Here is a 16,703-nt window from a genome sequence, read left to right on the forward strand (position 1 = left end):
GCATGCAGCTTCGGGGAGGGTCCGCATGGCGGGCCTGGGTGCTCGCCGTCGCGATCGTCGCGATCGTCGTCGTCGCGATCGTCGTCGTCCCCAGGGTCGCCGCCGACGCCCAGCCCGCGAGCATCGCCGCGCGGGGCGCCGAGGCCGACCCGGTCGCAGCGCTGCGCACCGGAGTCGCGGCATCCGTCGACGACTTCTCGTTCGACTCGTTCGAGGTCGACTACTGGCTCGCCCGCGACGCCGGCCGTCGCAGCAGCCTGCTGACCGTCGAGACGATCGTCGCCCGCTTTCCGGAGTTCGATCAGAACAAGGGCATCGTCCGCGCCCTTCCGCGCATCGACAGCGGTATCGATCTCGGCACGATGGTGATCGAGGTCACCGGCGCGGACGGCGCCCCGATTCAGTGGTGGACCGAGAGCGACGACGAGTGGGTCTACGTGCTCACCGGCGACGACACGTACGTGCGCGGCGCCCAGACCTACGTACTGACCTACGCGATGAGCGACGTCGTGCTCCGCTACGAAGACACCGGGGCCGACGAGTTCTACTGGGACACGGTCGGCACCGACCACGCGCAGCCGTTCGACGAGGTGACGGCGCGCATCCACGTCGCGGGGGCTCCGGCATCCGGCCTCATCGACGGGCGCACGTTCTGCTATACGGGGCCGGCCGGCTCGACCGCCGAGTGCGCGATCGAGGGGCCTGTCGACGGTGAGCCGTGGCCGTTGGAGTATCTCGCGTGGGCGGGTGCGGAGTCGGTAACGGATGCTGCGCCCCCCGTCCGCTTCACGGCGCGAGAGGCCGATGTGGGGCCCTACGAGAACGTCACCGTGGTCGTCGGCTTCGAGCAGGGCACGTTCGCCGCGCCGACCCCGCCCCCGCCGCCCCCGTACCCGTGGTGGCAGTGGATCATTCCCTTGGGCGCCCTGCTGTCGGGCATCGGCGGACTCGTGTTCCTGATCGTCGTGCGGCTGGCGGCGCGCCGCAATCCCGATGACTCGCCCGTCGTCGTGCAGTACACACCGCCGGACGACGAGTCGCTGACGCTGTCGGCAGGAGTCCTCGACGTCCCGGCGAGAGCGCTCGCCGCGCACGTGGTCGATCTTGCGGTGCGCGACAAGCTCGAGATCCGTGCGCGGGAGGACCGCGACGATCCCGAGGACTTCGAGCTGATCCTGCGGGATCCCGAGGGACTCGAGCACGACGACCGGCGCGTCGTCGACACCCTGTTCGGCAAGGGCGCCGAGCCGGGCGCCGATGTCGACCTGGGCTCGTTCGCCCGCAAGCCGCCCAGCCGGGCGGTGACATACGTGCGGCGGATCGACGACTTCACGCTGCAGCGCGGCTACCGCAGCAAGCTTCCCGATTGGATCGACTTCGTGCGAGGAGCCTTCCAACTCGGCGGTCTCGGCCTCGGCTTCGCCCTCATCTTCTTGAGCGATGGCGCCTTCGAGGTGCTCGGCGACCTCGGCGGCTTCGGCAGCCTGCTGTTCGTCGCGGCGATCGCCAGCGGGTTCTTCGCGGGGTTCATCCTCCCGATGTTCGGGATGCCGGAATCGACGCTGACGCTGGCCGGGGGCATGCACCGCACGTATCTCGACGGCATCCACGAGTATCTGCGCCTCGCCGAAGAGGACCGGCTGCGCGCCGCTCAGTCCCCGCGCACCGCAGACCTCGTGTCGTCAGGCACGCGGGCGTTCGGCGACGCTCCGAACGCGCCTGGCGCCGACGTCGTCAACCTCTATGAGCGGCTGCTGCCGTATGCGGTGCTGTTCGGCATGGAGCGGGAATGGGTGGGCGTCATCCGCGCCGCGGCGCCGGCAGCAGCATCCGTCGCCCGAGTCTCGCTCTTCGATGCCGTCACGAGCGACTCGATCTCGAGTGCGTCGAACGCGATCGGGCGCCTCGCCGCGACGCCGGTCTCGAGTGGCTCGTCGAGTTCGGGTGGGTCGAGCTCGGGGTCGAGCTGGTCTTCGTCGGGCGGCTCGTCCGGCGGCGGCTTCTCCGGCGGCGGCGGAGGCGGCGGCGGGTTCGGCGGGCGCTGATCGCCCGGACTACGCTCTCTTCGTGGCCAAACTGTACTTCCGCTTCGGGGCGATGAACTCGGGCAAGTCGACATCGCTCCTGCAGGCCGCCTACAACTACGAGGAGCGCGGTCAGCATGTGCTGCTGGCGAAGCCCGCGATCGACACGAAGGGTGCCGAGCAGATCTCGAGCCGTCTGGGCATGGAGCGCACGGTCGACTTCCTCATCGCTCCCGACGCCGAGCTGCGCGTCCTGTTCTCCGAGCACCGCGAGCGGCTGCGCGCGGATGCCGCCGACACCCTGGTTCCCGAATCCGACGAGCACGCCGTCGATGTCGCGTGCCTTCTCATCGACGAGGCCCAGTTCCTCACGCGCGAGCAGGTCGACGACCTCTTGCGGATCGTGGTGATGGACCGCATTCCCGTGCTGGCATACGGCATCCGCACCGACTTCCAGACGCAGGCGTTTCCCGGATCCCGGCGTCTGCTCGAACTCGCCCACACGCTGGAGGAGCTGAAGACCATCTGCCGCTGCGGTCGCAAGGCGCTCTTCAACGCGCGTCTGGTCGGAGGGCGCTTCGTGTTCGACGGCGACCAGGTCGCGATCGACGAGCTCTCGACCGACCGTGTGACGTATGAGTCGATGTGCGCGGAGTGCTATCTCACGGCATCGGGCGGGCGTCTCGGCTGATGTGAGGCCGACCGCCCTCGCGCTCTAGGCTGGAGACCATGCGAGTACTCCTCACCGGCGGTGCCGGCTACATCGGCGCACATACCGCGGTCGCACTCATCGAAGCCGGCCACGACGTCATCATCGTCGACGACCTCTCCGGCACGAGCGCCGAGGCGGTCGCCCGCATCGAGACGATCACCGGTGCCGCAGTTCCGCTCCTGGTGGCGGACGTGCGCGATGAGGCGGCCGTTGCCGGGTTCGTCGCCGAGCACGCTCCCGTCGATGCCGTCATCCATCTCGCGGGACTCAAGGCCGTGGGCGAGTCGATGGCCGAGCCCGTCCGCTACTACGACGTCAATCTCGGCACCACGATCGCGCTGCTGAAGGTCATGGACACAGCCGGCATCCGCTCGCTCGTCTTCTCGAGTTCGGCGACCGTGTACGGCACCCCCGAGCAGCTGCCGCTGACCGAGGAGTCGCCGACCGGCATCGACCTCGCGAACCCCTACGGCAAGACCAAGCGCATCATCGAGGAGATCCTCTCCGATGCGGCCGCTGCCGATCCCGGTCTCGCCGTCGTGAGCCTGCGGTACTTCAACCCCGTCGGCGCCCATACCTCGGGACTCATCGGCGAGGACCCGAACGGCATCCCGAACAACCTGATGCCGTTCGTCTCGCGGGTCGCGATCGGCTCGCTCGAGCAGGTCGCCGTCTTCGGCGACGACTACGACACCCCCGACGGAACGGGCCTGCGCGACTACATCCACGTGAGCGATCTCGCCGCGGGCCACGTCGCCGCCCTCGAGCACGCCGCGTCGGGGTACGCGGTCTACAACCTCGGCACGGGCGAGCCGGTGAGCGTGCTCGATCTCATCGCCGCGTTCGAGCGGGCGAGCGGTCGCAGCATCCCTCAGGTGATCGTCGCTCGGCGGCCGGGCGACGTCGCCGCGAGCTACGCCGACCCGGCGAAGGCGCAACGTGAGCTCGGGTGGACGGCTGACCTGTCGATCGACGATGCCTGCCGGGACTACTGGAACTGGCAGACGCAGAACCCCGACGGCTACCCGCGCGGCTGACGCGCGAGCGTGGGTCTCGGACTCAGGCGACCTTCGGCTCTCCGGATCGTGGGCGACGGCGGGGGAGTGGCACGAGCATCGAGGTCGTCCGCCGATAGTCGGCGTACGCCGGGTACTTCGACGCGGTGATCGACTCGGTGAAGATCGTCGAGCCGATGAACAGGAGCGTCAGCAGCGCCGGCCCCGCGATCGTCCAGTTCAGTGAACCGCCCCAGACGCCGAGTCCGGCAGCGGCCGTCGCGCCGATCGCATAGAACACCCACCACTGCGCCTGCTCGAAGAAGAAGTTGGGGTGTCGGCTGTACGCGAACAGCCCCGTGGTGGCGAACCCGGGCTCGAGGGTGCCGCCCGCCGCCTTCTTGGCCTGGTGGAACCGCCACTGCTGCTGGTCGGCGACGGTCTCACCGACCAGCAGCGCCGTGAACAGCAACGCGACCGCGGCATCCCAGGCAGTGAACGGCACCGGATTCTGCCATGCGACGAGGGCGGGGAGCGTGATGAGCACCAGCAGGGCGTTCTGGTAAAGCACGATGAAGAACAGATTGAACAGCTGGAACTGCGTCGGGCTCATCCGCTTGCGCAGGACCGCCCAGCGATAGTCCTCCATGCCGCTGTAGCCGCCCTTGCGGGCGAAGTTGAAGGTCAGGCGCGCGCCCCATGCGGTGACGAGCAGGGCCATGACGATCAGGCGTGCGGCATCCCGTCCCTCCGCTATCGCGGCCCCCGCGAAGATCCAGACGTAGACCACCGGAACGATCGACCAGAGGCGGTCGACCCACGAGGTGTCCTTCGTGATGAGCGATGCGATCCAGCAGAATGCGCTGACGGCGCCCGCGACGATGAGGACGAGGAGGAGTGGATCCATGGCGTCAGCCTAGACGCGGACCGGGTTGGCATGTGGTCTGACCACGCGCTACTGTGGTCGGACCACAGTCGACGAGGAGCAGAGTGGACGAGACCACGGCGGCGCCTGCGGCACGGGCCTGGCGGATCGTGCTCGAGAAGATCGAGTCCGACCTGCTCGACGGTCGCCTCGCTCCCGGCGACCGGCTGCCCGGCGAGCGTGAGCTCGCGACCTCGCTCGGCGTCGGGCGATCGAGCGTCCGGGAAGCGCTGCGCGTCCTCGAGGTGATGGGCCTCATCCGCACCGGCACGGGATCGGGGCCGACGTCGGGGGCGATCATCATCGCGACTCCGCGCGGCGGCATGTCGGCGCTCCTGCGGCTGCAGGTCGCGGCGCAGGGATTCCCGCTCGACGACGTCGTGCGTACGCGCCTCGTGCTCGAATCGGCAGTTGTCGAAGCGCTGGCCGAGGCTGCTGCGGCCGACACCACCGGCTCGGCGACGGCGGACGCCCACGCCGTGCTCGATGCGATGGACGCCCCCGACCTCACCCCCGCCGAATTCCTCGCCCTCGACGCGCAGCTCCACCTCGCGCTCGCCGAGGCATCGGGCAACGCCGTCATCGCCGCGATGATGGCGGGTCTGCGCACCGCCATCGAGACGTATGTCCAGGCGGGTGCGGCGCGGATCTCGGAATGGGATGCCGCGGCATCCCGTCTCCGTCACGAGCACCGCGCGATCCTCGCCGCGGTCGACGCGGGCGATGCCGCCCGGGCGCGCACCCTGATCCACGACCACATCACCGGCTACTACGCCGAAGCGGGCCTGGCCCGCACTCACGACTGACACGAAGAAGGAATGCCCATGGTTCAGCGCCAGCTCCCCAACCCCGCCGAGCTCCTCGAGCTCATGCAGTTCAAGAAGCCCGAGCTCGACGGTCGCAAGCGGCGCCTCGAGGGAGCGCTCACGATCCACGACCTGCGGACGATCGCCAAGCGCCGCACCCCGAAGGCAGCCTTCGACTACACCGACGGGGCAGCCGAGGGCGAGCTGTCGCTGACGCGGGCGCGTCAGGCGTTCGAAGACATCGAGTTCCACCCGGGTGTGCTGCGCCCCGCCGAGAACGTCGACATGTCCACCGAGATCCTCGGCGGACCCAGCGCGCTTCCGTTCGGCATCGCGCCGACGGGCTTCACGCGTCTGATGCAGACCGAGGGCGAGATCGCGGGGGCGTCGGCGGCGGGCGCCGCGGGCATCCCGTTCACGCTGTCGACCCTCGGAACGACCTCGATCGAGGACGTGAAGAAGGCGAACCCGAACGGACGCAACTGGTTCCAGCTGTACGTCATGCGCGACCGCGAGATCTCGTACGCCCTCGCGCGGCGCGCAGCGGCGGCGGGCTTCGACACGCTGCAGTTCACCGTCGACACCCCGGTCGCAGGCGCGCGCCTGCGCGACAAGCGCAACGGCTTCTCGATCCCGCCCCAGCTGACCCTGGGCACGATCATCAACGCGATCCCGCGGCCCTGGTGGTGGTACGACTTCCTGACGACCCCCAAGCTCGAGTTCGCGTCACTCTCGACGACGGGCGGTACCGTCGGCGAGCTCCTCAACTCGGCCATGGATCCGACGATCAGCTTCGACGACCTCGCGATCATCCGCGAGATCTGGCCGGGCAAGATCGTCGTGAAGGGCGTTCAGAACGTCGAGGACTCCAAGCGCCTGATCGATGCCGGCGTCGACGGCATCATCCTTTCGAACCACGGCGGGCGCCAGCTCGACCGCGCACCGATTCCGTTCCACCTGCTGCCGCACGTGGTGCGCGAGGTCGGTCGCGATGCGACCGTCATGGTCGACACCGGCATCATGAACGGCGCCGACATCGTCGCCTCGATCGCGCTGGGCGCGAAGTTCACGCTGATCGGGCGGGCCTACCTCTACGGCCTCATGGCCGGCGGGCGCCAGGGCGTCGACCGCACGATCGCGATTCTGCGCAGCGAGATCGAGCGGACGATGAAGCTGTTGGGCGTCTCGACTCTCGCCGAGCTCGAGCCGAAGCACGTCACACAGCTGCAGCGTCTCGTTCCGGTCGCGCAGCCCGCGGCAGCGCGGGCGCCGCGGCGCGTCGCGACGAAGGCCTGACGCGCGTCGCTGCGCGCCGAGGTCAGGCGCGCAGCGGGAGGGTCGGGATCAGCGTGTCGAGGAATGCCGCCGTGTCTTCCCAGCCGTCGACCGCGTGGCAGCGGACGCCCATCGCGAGCACCGGGTAGTCGTTGCCGTCGGGATCCAGGCGATCGCCGACGAACAGCATGTCGTCGAGGGGGATGCCGGTCTGCTCGGCGAGCTGGTGCATGCCGTAGGCCTTGTCGATGCCGCGGTGGGTGATGTCGACCGATGTGGAACCACCCGAGCGCACTTCGAGATCGGGGATGCGGGCAGCGACCGCGCTGCGGAGCGTGTTCTTCTTCTCGCCGGTGGGGTCCCACGCGGTCTTCACCGCGAGCGGCGCCCTCTGCCCGAGCGCCGAGAACGTGATCTGCGAGCCGCGGTCCTCGAGGATGTCTCCCCACGTCTCGGTCTCCCACAGGCCCAGGCGGCGGGCCTCCTCCTCGACCGCGGCGAGTGCGCGGGACTTCTCGTCGCCGGTGAGCGCGTGCGCATAGACCGTGAAGATGCCCGATTCCGAGAGGCGGTAGTACTGAGTGCCGCACGTGGGCAGCAGATGCAGCTGCTCGCGGACCGCCGCGGCGGTGGCGGGGAGGCGGTCGACGACCTGCGCGGTGAACTGCGCGAGCTGACCGCCCGAGATGATCGCCACCTCGACGCGCTCGGCAAGGGCTACGAGGAGGTCGCCGATCCGCGGGTCGATCGCGCTCTTGGAGGGCGCGAGCGTGTCATCGAGATCGAAAGCGACGAGGCGGGGCGGGATGCTGCGGGTCATCGGGTCGGTCCTTCCGTGCGAAAGGCTCCGCCTTCCGGCGGAGCCTTTCAGTTGTCGGGGTGACAGGATTTGAACCTGCGGCCTCGTCGTCCCGAACGACGCGCGCTACCAAGCTGCGCCACACCCCGTTTTGCAACCCTGCGAGTCTACCCGATGCGAGGGCGTGCGCCGAACCGACGGCGATCGCGCAGCCCGAAGAGCGTCGCCCCGATCGTCCCGATCGCGATCGCGGCGCCGGCGATGCCGCGCAATCCGCCGGCATCGAAACCCGTCGCCGCGAGGGGTTCGGGTGGCTGGGATGCGGGCGCCCCTGACTGCGGTGCAGGTGTCGGTGTCGTGACGACCGGCGCGGGCGTCGGCGTCGGTGTCGGTGTGGGGGTCGGTGCCGGAGTAGCCGGCTCGGGCGTCGGCGTGGGGGTGGGGCTGGGCGCGGATGGTGGCACGGGTGCCGTCACTCGCGTCGTCTCGTGCGGCACACCACACGTGCCGAGGTGCACGAGCGTGCCGTCGGCGTCTTCCGCGCGTTCCTGCCAGTGGTAGGTGCCGGCCTGATCGACGGCCGGCGACGTCACGACGTACTCACCCGGCTCGGTCACTCGCTCTGCGGCGCTCGTCCAGACCTGATTCCCCGGCACGCACGTCTCTTCGGGCGGGACGCCGTCGACGGCGCGGTAGACGGCCGACGAGACGACGAGTCCGCCGGTGGGCAGCGGGTCCGCCACGACGATCGTGTCGCTCATCGATGTGCCGACCGTCGCCTCGGGCTCTGCTCGGGACGACACGTCGGGGACCATGACGATCTGCGACGGCGTGCCGAATGTCTCGGTCCATTCGTCGTCCCCACGAAGGGCTGCGGCGACCTCTGATCGCTGCCGGTCTCTGCGGATCGTCCACACGGCGGTGTAGAAGCCGGGCTGGTCCATCACCCACGTCGAGGTGACCCGCGTCGCGCCGTCCGGCCCGGCGGCATCCGTCTCGAGCGTCAGGTCGCCCACGTGAACGGCTTCGGCCGGCGGCGCAGCACCCGGGGTCGGCACCGTCGCGGTGCGGAACACCCCCGCAGTGGCGACGACGGCGAGATGTGCGCCGCCGGCGGAGCGCGGCCACGCGGCGAGGTCGCCGCCGAAGGTCACATCGTCGATGAAGGGGCCGCCGGACGCATAGCGCCCCGCCACCTGTGTGCTGACGGTCGGCGCGAACAGCGCCACACGGGGCTCGGCATCCGCTCCCGCCGCAGCGAAGCGCACGTCGCCTGCAGGGCCGGCTGTGTCTTGGCCGCCTCGCGTCGTGAAGTGCCGCACGGCGGCCGCGAGACCTGCGGTGAACGAGCCGGTCGCGCTCACCGAGAACGGACGCCCGGGAGCCGAGCCCACCGCCGTGAACGGGTACGCGCGTCCGGATACGGCGTCGCGCAGTTCGGCCCCGCCCGTGTCGTCGAAGGTGGCACCGACGAGCGTGATCGTCCCCCGTGCAGTGACGGCCTCTGAGTCAAGGCGCACCGTGCCGCGGCGCGGGTCTGCGGCATCCGTCGTGATGGCCAACTCGCCGCTCGCCGACACGACGCCGGGGGAGACCCGGGTGGCTTCGTTGTAGTACGAGACCGCGAGGCGCTGGACTGCGAGATTGTGCGCGGGCGCGAGGCTCGCGAAGGTCCAGTTGATGGCGCCGGCGAGCGACGAGCCGCGATACCCGAAGTGGTGAAGTGTCTCGTCCCAGTTCGCGATGGCCTTCACCGCCCATCCCACTGCGGCCGCCCGCACCGGATCGGTGGTCTGTCCGTACTTCGTCACGAGGAGGTTGATCCCGGTCAACTGGCGGGGTGAGAGGCTCGCGGCCGAACCGCTGATGCCACGGTCCACGCTCGTTCCCGTCGGAGCGGGGGCGCCGGGCAGGATGCAGTACGTGTGCACGCCGCCGATGAGCATCGAGCCGTGCCAGCCGTAGGCAGACGTCGGAGCCCACGTGCCGAAGCCGCTCCCCGGCGAGGCGGCATGCGCGGGGTTCGTCGCCACCACGGCTCCCGCCATCACGATGAGAAGCGCCACGATCGCTGCGGCAGTGCGGCGTCGGGGATGCCGGCGGGGGCGGGTGGTCGAGATCGTCATCGGGGTGTCCTCCGGGTGAGAGGACTCGATGCTCGCGCGTCGCGCACATCCTTGTGGACCGTTCGGGCGGTCTGGGGACGAATGCCGCAGCCGCGCCGACTGGGGAGGAACCGCCGGACGGCGGCGCGTCAGGCGCGCGCGACGAGCGTCAGGAGGGATGCCTCGGGGCGGCAGGCGAATCGCACCGGGGCGTAGATCGAGTGGCCGAGTCCGGCGCTCACGTTGAGCGGGACGGTTACTCCGTCGTGGGTCCACTCACTCAGCCCGCGGGCCTGCTTCAGCGGGATGTCGCAGTTGGCGACGAGCGCGCCGTAGCCGGGAACCCGCACCTGTCCGCCGTGCGTGTGCCCGGCGAGGATCGCCTGGGCGCCGAGGCCGGTGAAGGTGTCGAGAACGCGGCGATACGGCGCGTGGGTGACGCCCAGCGTGATCGTCGCCGGGCCGTCGGCGCGCAGATCCTCGACGAGGTCGGGGAGGTCTTCGAGTCGATCCCAGCCGCGGTGGGCGTCGCTCACGCCGAACGCGGCGATTCGCAGGCCCGCAGCGTCCAGCGAACCCGCCGCGTTGTTGAGATCGATCCAGCCGAGCTCATCGGCGAGGTAGCCGTCCAGAGCCTGCGTGTCGAGGGGCTCGGGCTCATGCGTGACCGTCGACGGACCCAGGAAGTACTTGAACGGGTTGCGGGGCGAGGGGGCGATGTGGTCGTTGGACCCGTGCACGAAGGCGCCGGGGATGCCGCGCAGGGGATCGAACGCGGCGCGAAGCCCGCGCAGACCCTCGGGGTGACCCATGTTGTCGCCGGTGTTGATGACGATGTCGGGCTGGAGCTCTTCGGCGAGCGACGCGATGAAGCGCTGCTTGCGGTGCTGCCACGGCGCCATGTGGGCATCGGAGAGGTGGAGCACACGCACGGACGGCGCCCCGGTCGGCAGTATCGCGAGGTCATGACGGCGAACCGTGAACAGGTACCGCTCGATGCCGATGCCCCAGACGGCAGCACCGATGCCGACCGCCCCCACCGCACCGAGTGCGGAGAGGGCGGTCATGGAGGATCCGCGTGGCACTAGTCGTCGTTGTCGTCGTTGCCGTTGCCGCCGCCCGGTCCGCCGCCACCGCCGCAGTCGGGGCTGGAGTACGACACGGTGATCGCGGTATTGCGATTGACCACCTCGCCCGCGGCGGGATCGGTGCCGCCCGCGGTGCCTTGCCCGTCGGCGTTCTCGTCGACCGAGCACGATCCGGGCTGCACGTTGCCGAATCCGGCCTGGCGGAGCTCGGAAACCGCGCGGTCGAGCTTGAAGCCCGAGACGTCGGGAACCGTGATGCCCTGGCCGTTGCTGGGGCTGATCGTCACCGTGGTGCCACCGGCGACCTGCCCGGCCCCCGGATTCTGCGCCGCGACGATGTCGCGAGCGGCATCGGAGTCGACGGCGTCGCCGACGACGACCTGGAAGCCGGCCCCCTCAAGCGTCTTCCGCGCCTCGTCGACGGACTTGCCGACGACGTTCGGCAGCTCGGTGAGCACCTGACGGCTGAGGTTGCTGTCGGGGCCTGGGAATGCCGCGCCCGGGTAGAACTGGTTCGCGACACGCTGGATGTCTTCGGCGATGATGTAGCGCAGCTGCGAGAGCTGGTTGCCGTTGTGCCAGTTCTTGAACATGTCGATCGAGCCCTCGGCGTTGCCGACCCACGCGGCCGTCGCGACCTTGCTGCTGGATTCGACCATCCAGGTCTGCCACTCCTGGTGGGTACCGGTCTTGCCGAGGAGCGGAGTGCCGTCGTACGGGTTGGCGCGGCTACCGGTGCCGCCGTTCATGACGCCTTCGAGCGCATACGCCGCAGTCGCCGCGACCTTCGGGTCGATCACTTGCGAGCAGGTGCGCTCGGGCTTCGCGATCTCGTTCCCGTCGGAGTCGGTCACGCGATCGATCGCCTGGGGCTCGCAGTAGATGCCGTTGTTCGCGACGGTCGCGTAGGCACCGGCCATCGCGATGGGCGACACGATGTCCGAGCCGATGACCTGGTTCGGCCCGATCGCCTGGAACGGACTGCCGTCGGGCTGGGTCACGCCCATCTTCGCGGCGGTGTCGATGATGTCGCAGATGTCGAGCTCGGCGGCCATCGCGAGGTAACCGGAGTTGAGCGACTGCGCGGTGAACTGCATCGGGGTTCCGACGTAGCCTCGCTGGCGATCGAAGTTGCCGGGCTCGTAGCCGGGGTTCTCCGCCCACACACCACCCAGGCACTCGGCGGGGAAGGTGGTGATCTTGCGATTGCTGCCGTTGACGACCTCGCGCACCGAGTGACCGTTCTCGAGCCAGTTCACGAGCGTGAAGAGCTTGAAGGTCGATCCCGCGCTGAAGCCGATCGAGTTTCCGAAGTTCAGATCGCCGGCGTACACGATCGGCGTGTAGTTGACGTCATCGGTGATCGACTCGCTGAACTTCGTGTTCTGCGCGATCGAGAGGATGCGGCCGGTGCCGGCCTCGATGCTCGCGGCGGCGGCGCCGAACTTGCCGCCGGCGACGGATGTCGGGGCCACCTCGGTGATCGTGCTCTGCGCCTCGTTCTGCAGGCGCCAATCCAGCGTCGTGTAGACGTTCAGACCGCCGCGCTTGAGCACCTCGGTGCGCTCCTCGGCGGTCGCGCCGAACGCGGGGTCGCGCTCGATCACGTAGCGCACGTACTGGCAGAAGTACTGTGCGCCCTTGGCTGCCTCGCAGCCGGTCTTCGGAGACGTGATGTTCGGCGTGATCGGCTCGAGCACGGCCGCGTCGTACTGCTCCTGCGTGATCTTCTTGTCGTCGAGCATGCGGCTGAGCACATACAGCTGACGGCCCTTGGTCGAGGTGTAGCCGTCGCCTGCGGCCACGTACTGCTCCTGAGTGATCGTGCCCGAGGCGAGAAGGCTGTCCAGTGCCGCCAGCTGACCGGCTCCTGCCTTGACTTCGCCGTCCGCCTGCGCGTTGATCGCGTTGCCGTCGGCATCGGTGACGGTGCCGCCGGGCATGTCGATGCGGTAGGTGTTCGGGTTCTGCACGATGCCCGCGAGCGTTGCCGCCTGCGCGACGGTGAGGTCCTTCGAAGCGACGCCGAAGTAGCGGCGGGCCGCGGCGTCGATGCCGTAGGTCGTGCCGCCGAAGTTGGCGATGTTGAGGTAGCCGAGGAGGATCTCCTCTTTCGAGTACTTCTGCTCGAGGGCGATCGCGTAGCGCATCTCTTGGAGCTTGCGCTCGATGCCCTCGTTGCCGACCGCCGTCGTCGCCTCGGTCCAGCAGTTCGCGTTGACCTGGTCGCGGCGGGCGATGATGTCATCGATCGTCGGAACGATCACGTCTTCCCCGGACTCCGCCGCTGCGGCCTCGGCCTCGGCCGTGAGCTCTTCGCGGGCGGTGGCCTCGGCGGTGGCTTCGCAGCGCTGCACGAGGATGTTCTTGACGTACTGCTGGCTGATCGACGAGCCACCCTGGGTCTCGGCGCCGCCCTGCAGGTTCGACAGCACGGCGCGGGTCGTGCCGATGAGGTCGATGCCGCCATGCTCGAAGTACCGCGGGTCTTCGCTCGAGAGGATCGCGTCGTACATCACGAGGGGGATCTCCTCGTACTCGACGGGAGAGCGGTTCTGGTCGTAGAACTGGGTGAGGACCTGATCCTCGCCGGTCTCGGCGTTCTTGGCGTAGATCGTGGTCGGCAGCATGAGCTTGTCGATGTCGAGCACGCTCGGAAGGCTGTCGAACATCGTGATCGCGCTCGACGCGGCTGCACCAGACAGGGCGATCGCCGGAGTGACAGTGGCGGAGATGAGAACTCCGGCGACAGCACTGAGGCCGACGAGGCCGGCGAGGCCGCCGAGCACACCGGTAGCCGTGCGTTTGGTATCAGGCATAGGCTTGATCGTAGGGGAGTTGCCTGGGCGATCCCTTGACAGGCGTGCGCCCGCGAAGGTGTTTCCCAGCCTTCATCAGCCCGATCTTCCGCTCAATCCGAGGAGCTGCGATGACGACGTGGGAGTACCTCACCACGCCCCTTCTGATCCACAACACCGCCGCGATCCTCAATAACTGGGGCAAGCAGGGCTGGGAGCTGGTGCAGGTCGTCCCGGGTCCGGAGGGCGGGCTCGTCGCGTACCTCAAGCGCCCCACGGGCGGCGGCGACGCGAACGCCGGACTTGATGCCGCAGCCCAGGCTGCCCGACAGTTCGAGCAGGGCTGAGTGATGACGATCTCAGAGCGCCTCGCCGAGCTCGGCATCCGTCTTCCCGATGTTGTGCCGCCGGTCGCGGCTTACGTTCCAGCCAAGGCCCACGGCGACCTCGTGTTCACCGCCGGACAGCTTCCCATGATCTCGGGCGCGTTGCCGGCGACCGGCAAGGTCGGTGACGGGCATGGCCTCGTCCCCGCCGCCGACGCCAAGGATTATGCCCGCCAGTGCGCGCTGAACGCCGTCGCGGCCGCAGCGGCCGCAGTCGGCGGCGTCGACCGGCTCACCGGCGTCGTCAAGGTCACCGGCTTCGTCGCGTCGGTCCCCGAATTCACCGGCCAGCCCGGCGTCGTCAACGGCGCGAGCGAGCTGCTCGGCGAGATCTTCGCGGATGCCGGCAAGCACGCCCGCTCGGCCGTCGGCGTGCCCGTGCTGCCGCTCGACAGCCCCGTCGAGGTCGAGGTCGTCTTCAGCTTCGCGTGATCACCGCACCTGGGCGCTGATCACCGACATCACCGCAGTGTCGGCGAGGGTCGTCGTGTCGCCGACCTCGCGGCCCTCGGCGACGTCGCGCAGCAGCCGGCGCATGATCTTGCCCGAGCGGGTCTTGGGCAGCTCCTCGACGATGTAGACGTCGCGCGGTCGCGCGATCGGGCCGATCTGCGCGCCGACCCACTGGCGCAGCGTCTGGGCGAGGCCGTCGGGGGAGTGGGCGGCGAGGTAGCTCTGCTTGATGATCACGAACGCGGCGACGGCCTGTCCGGTCGTCTCGTCGGAGGCGCCCACCACGGCGGCTTCGGCCACCGCTTCGTTCGCGACGAGCGCCGACTCGATCTCGGTGGTCGAGAGCCGGTGGCCCGACACGTTCATGACGTCGTCCACGCGGCCCAGCAGCCACACGTCGCCGTCATCGTCGAGGCGCGCGCCATCACCGGCGAAGTAATACCCCTGCGTGCGGAACTTCTCCCAGTACGTCTCGACGAACCGCTCGGGGTCGCCCCAGATGCCGCGCAGCATGCTCGGCCAGGGCTCGGTCACGACCAGCAGTCCGCCGTTGCCGTTGCCGACGTGCGAGCCGTCCTCGTCGACGACGTCGATCGCGATGCCCGGCAGCGGCACCTGCGCCGAGCCTGGCTTGGTCTCGGTGACTCCCGGGAGCGCCGAGATCATGATGCCGCCGGTCTCGGTCTGCCACCACGTGTCGACGATCGGCGCGGACTTGCCGCCGATGATCTTGCGGTACCACATCCAGGCCTCGGGGTTGATGGGCTCGCCCACCGAGCCGAGCAGGCGCAGCGTCGACAGGTCGAACTTCTTCGGGATGGCCCGGCCGAGCTTCATGAACGAGCGGATCGCCGTCGGCGCGGTGTAGAAGACCGTCACGCCGTACTTCTGGATGATCTCCCACCAGCGGCCGGGGTGCGGGGTGTCGGGAGTGCCCTCGAAAAGCACCTGCGTCGCACCGTTGGCGAGCGGACCGTAGGTGACGTAGCTGTGGCCGGTGATCCACCCGATGTCCGCGGTGCACCAGAAGACGTCGGTCTCCGGGTGGATGTCGTGCACGACCCGGTTCGTGAAGGCGGCCTGGGTGAGGTAGCCGCCCGAGGTGTGGAGGATGCCCTTGGGCTTGCCCGTCGTCCCCGACGTATAGAGGATGAACAGCGGGTTCTCGGCGGGGAACGACTGCGCTTCGTGCTCGGCGGATGCCGCGGGCACGACGTCGTGCCACCAGAGATCGCGACCCTCGGTCCATTCGATCTCGTTGCCGCCGCGCTTCACGACCAGCACGTGCTCGACGGTCTCCTGAACACCGGTGCCTCGGTCGCCGAGGGCGAGGTCGACGGCGGGCTTGAGCGGTGAGACCTTGCCCTTGCGATAGCCGCCGTCGGCCGTGATGACCAGGCGTGCGCCGGCATCGTCGATGCGCGCCCGCAGGCTGTCGGCCGAGAACCCGCCGAACACCACCGAGTGGATCGCGCCGATGCGCGCGACGGCGAGCATCGCGGCGACGGCCTCGGGGATCATCGGCATGTAGATCGCGACCCGGTCGCCGTGCCCGACGCCGAGTCCCTCGAGCACGTTGGCCAGGCGCTTGACCTCGTCGGTGAGCTCGGCATACGTGATGCGCCGCTCGTCGCCGGGCTCGCCCTCCCACAGGAGCGCGACGCGATCGCCGTTGCCGGCTTCGACGTGTCGGTCGAGGCAGTTGTACGCGACGTTGAGCTCGCCGTCGGCGAACCACTGCGCGAACGGCGGGTTCGACCAGTCGAGCACCTGCGTGAAGGGCTTGTGCCAGTGGAGGTCGCGGGCCTGATCACCCCAGAAGCCCTCGCGGTCGGTCGCTGCGCGCTCGTACAGGTCGGCGGTTGCGACGGCGTTCCCGGCGAAATCGGCGGACGGCGCGAAGCGTCGGGTCTCGTTCAGAAGGTGGTCGATCTGGCTGCTCATTCGAGCGCGCTCCTTTGCGGGCTGAGTGGATGCCGGTCTCCGGCGAGTCTGAGGGGAAAGCTACCCACGGTGGCCTGCGAGCACTACCCCCGATAGTGGGGAACGGGCGTCCGGCGAGGCTCGAGCGATATATCAGTGAGATCGCTCCCGGACTGTTTTGCCGGGTGCATTCCTTCGCATATGATCTTCAGCGGCCGAACTTCGATTCTGGCATTGCGGCATCCGAATCACCCCCCGAAAAGGATGTCGCGCGTGGCGGCATCCCATTCCCCCCATGGGATGCCGCCCCTTTTTCATTTCGCGGCGATCTCGCGCTGGTTCCTCCCCAGCCGCGCCCGTGGTGAAGTTCCTCCACCGGCACGCCGACAGCACGATCACGGCCCGCGTGCGGTC

13 protein-coding genes and 1 tRNA gene are annotated in these 16,703 nt (G+C 69.2%); 7 read left to right on the top strand and 7 right to left on the bottom strand.

Annotation, left to right across the window (positions count from 1 at the left end; genetic code table 11):
- Nucleotides 1-2 precede the first annotated feature (2 nt).
- From FFS15_RS01665 to galE, 3 genes are read left to right on the top strand one after another with little or no spacing between them, the layout of a single operon-like run.
- Nucleotides 3-2,045 (top strand): DUF2207 domain-containing protein, encoded by a 2,043-nt coding sequence (locus tag FFS15_RS01665; protein ID WP_137843249.1) that lies wholly within the window; start codon nucleotides 3-5, stop codon nucleotides 2,043-2,045.
- 22 nt (nucleotides 2,046-2,067) lie between these two features.
- The gene (locus FFS15_RS01670; RefSeq protein ID WP_137843250.1) at nucleotides 2,068-2,715 is read left to right on the top strand and encodes a thymidine kinase; all 648 of its coding nucleotides are present in this window, start codon (nucleotides 2,068-2,070) and stop codon (nucleotides 2,713-2,715) included.
- Nucleotides 2,716-2,753: 38 nt separating this feature from the next.
- Nucleotides 2,754-3,773 (top strand): UDP-glucose 4-epimerase GalE, encoded by a 1,020-nt coding sequence (galE, locus tag FFS15_RS01675; protein ID WP_137843251.1) that lies wholly within the window; start codon nucleotides 2,754-2,756, stop codon nucleotides 3,771-3,773.
- Between the two features lie 22 nt (nucleotides 3,774-3,795).
- Here the strand turns inward: galE and FFS15_RS01680 are convergent, their stop codons facing one another.
- A complete protein-coding gene (locus tag FFS15_RS01680) occupies nucleotides 3,796-4,638 on the bottom strand; it encodes a DUF1295 domain-containing protein (RefSeq protein ID WP_137843252.1) in 843 nt (280 codons plus the stop codon).
- Nucleotides 4,639-4,721: 83 nt separating this feature from the next.
- On the opposite strand from FFS15_RS01680, the gene FFS15_RS01685 reads away from it, so the two are divergent.
- Both FFS15_RS01685 and FFS15_RS01690 read left to right on the top strand, forming a co-directional pair.
- A complete protein-coding gene (locus FFS15_RS01685) occupies nucleotides 4,722-5,462 on the top strand; it encodes an FCD domain-containing protein (RefSeq protein WP_137843253.1) in 741 nt (246 codons plus the stop codon).
- Between the two features lie 18 nt (nucleotides 5,463-5,480).
- Nucleotides 5,481-6,758 carry an alpha-hydroxy acid oxidase gene (locus FFS15_RS01690; RefSeq protein ID WP_137843254.1) on the top strand — a complete coding sequence of 426 codons (1,278 nt, stop codon included), beginning with the start codon at nucleotides 5,481-5,483 and terminating at the stop codon, nucleotides 6,756-6,758.
- Nucleotides 6,759-6,780: 22 nt separating this feature from the next.
- On the opposite strand, the gene FFS15_RS01695 is transcribed toward FFS15_RS01690, so the two are convergent.
- The 5 genes from FFS15_RS01695 to FFS15_RS01715 all read right to left on the bottom strand — a co-directional run bounded on the left by FFS15_RS01695 (nucleotide 6,781) and on the right by FFS15_RS01715 (nucleotide 13,548).
- Nucleotides 6,781-7,557: an HAD-IIB family hydrolase gene (locus FFS15_RS01695; RefSeq protein ID WP_137843255.1), complete on the bottom strand. Its 777-nt coding sequence runs from the start codon at nucleotides 7,555-7,557 to the stop codon at nucleotides 6,781-6,783.
- Nucleotides 7,558-7,611: 54 nt separating this feature from the next.
- Nucleotides 7,612-7,685 (bottom strand) — tRNA-Pro (locus FFS15_RS01700).
- A gap of 18 nt (nucleotides 7,686-7,703) precedes the next feature.
- Complete coding sequence (locus tag FFS15_RS18745) at nucleotides 7,704-9,662, bottom strand: hypothetical protein (RefSeq protein ID WP_212743092.1); 1,959 nt, start codon at nucleotides 9,660-9,662, stop codon at nucleotides 7,704-7,706.
- Nucleotides 9,663-9,790: 128 nt separating this feature from the next.
- A complete protein-coding gene (locus FFS15_RS01710; protein WP_137843256.1) occupies nucleotides 9,791-10,708 on the bottom strand; it encodes a metallophosphoesterase in 918 nt (305 codons plus the stop codon).
- Between the two features lie 17 nt (nucleotides 10,709-10,725).
- Nucleotides 10,726-13,548, bottom strand: a complete 2,823-nt coding sequence (locus FFS15_RS01715) for a transglycosylase domain-containing protein (RefSeq protein ID WP_137843257.1) — start codon at nucleotides 13,546-13,548, stop codon at nucleotides 10,726-10,728.
- 110 nt (nucleotides 13,549-13,658) lie between these two features.
- Here FFS15_RS01715 and FFS15_RS01720 point away from each other — a divergent pair, with 110 nt between their 5' ends.
- Nucleotides 13,659-13,874 carry a DUF4177 domain-containing protein gene (locus FFS15_RS01720; protein WP_137843258.1) on the top strand — a complete coding sequence of 72 codons (216 nt, stop codon included), beginning with the start codon at nucleotides 13,659-13,661 and terminating at the stop codon, nucleotides 13,872-13,874.
- A 3-nt stretch (nucleotides 13,875-13,877) separates the two neighbouring features.
- A complete protein-coding gene (locus tag FFS15_RS01725) occupies nucleotides 13,878-14,345 on the top strand; it encodes a RidA family protein (protein WP_137843259.1) in 468 nt (155 codons plus the stop codon).
- Here FFS15_RS01725 and acs read toward each other — a convergent pair whose 3' ends face one another.
- Entirely contained in the window at nucleotides 14,346-16,310 is a 1,965-nt protein-coding gene (acs, locus tag FFS15_RS01730) for an acetate--CoA ligase (RefSeq protein ID WP_137843260.1), read from the bottom strand.
- Nucleotides 16,311-16,703: the final 393 nt, after the last annotated feature.

Source organism: Microbacterium sp. 2FI (genome assembly GCF_005502885.1).
Taxonomy (GTDB): Bacteria; Actinomycetota; Actinomycetes; order Actinomycetales; family Microbacteriaceae; genus Microbacterium.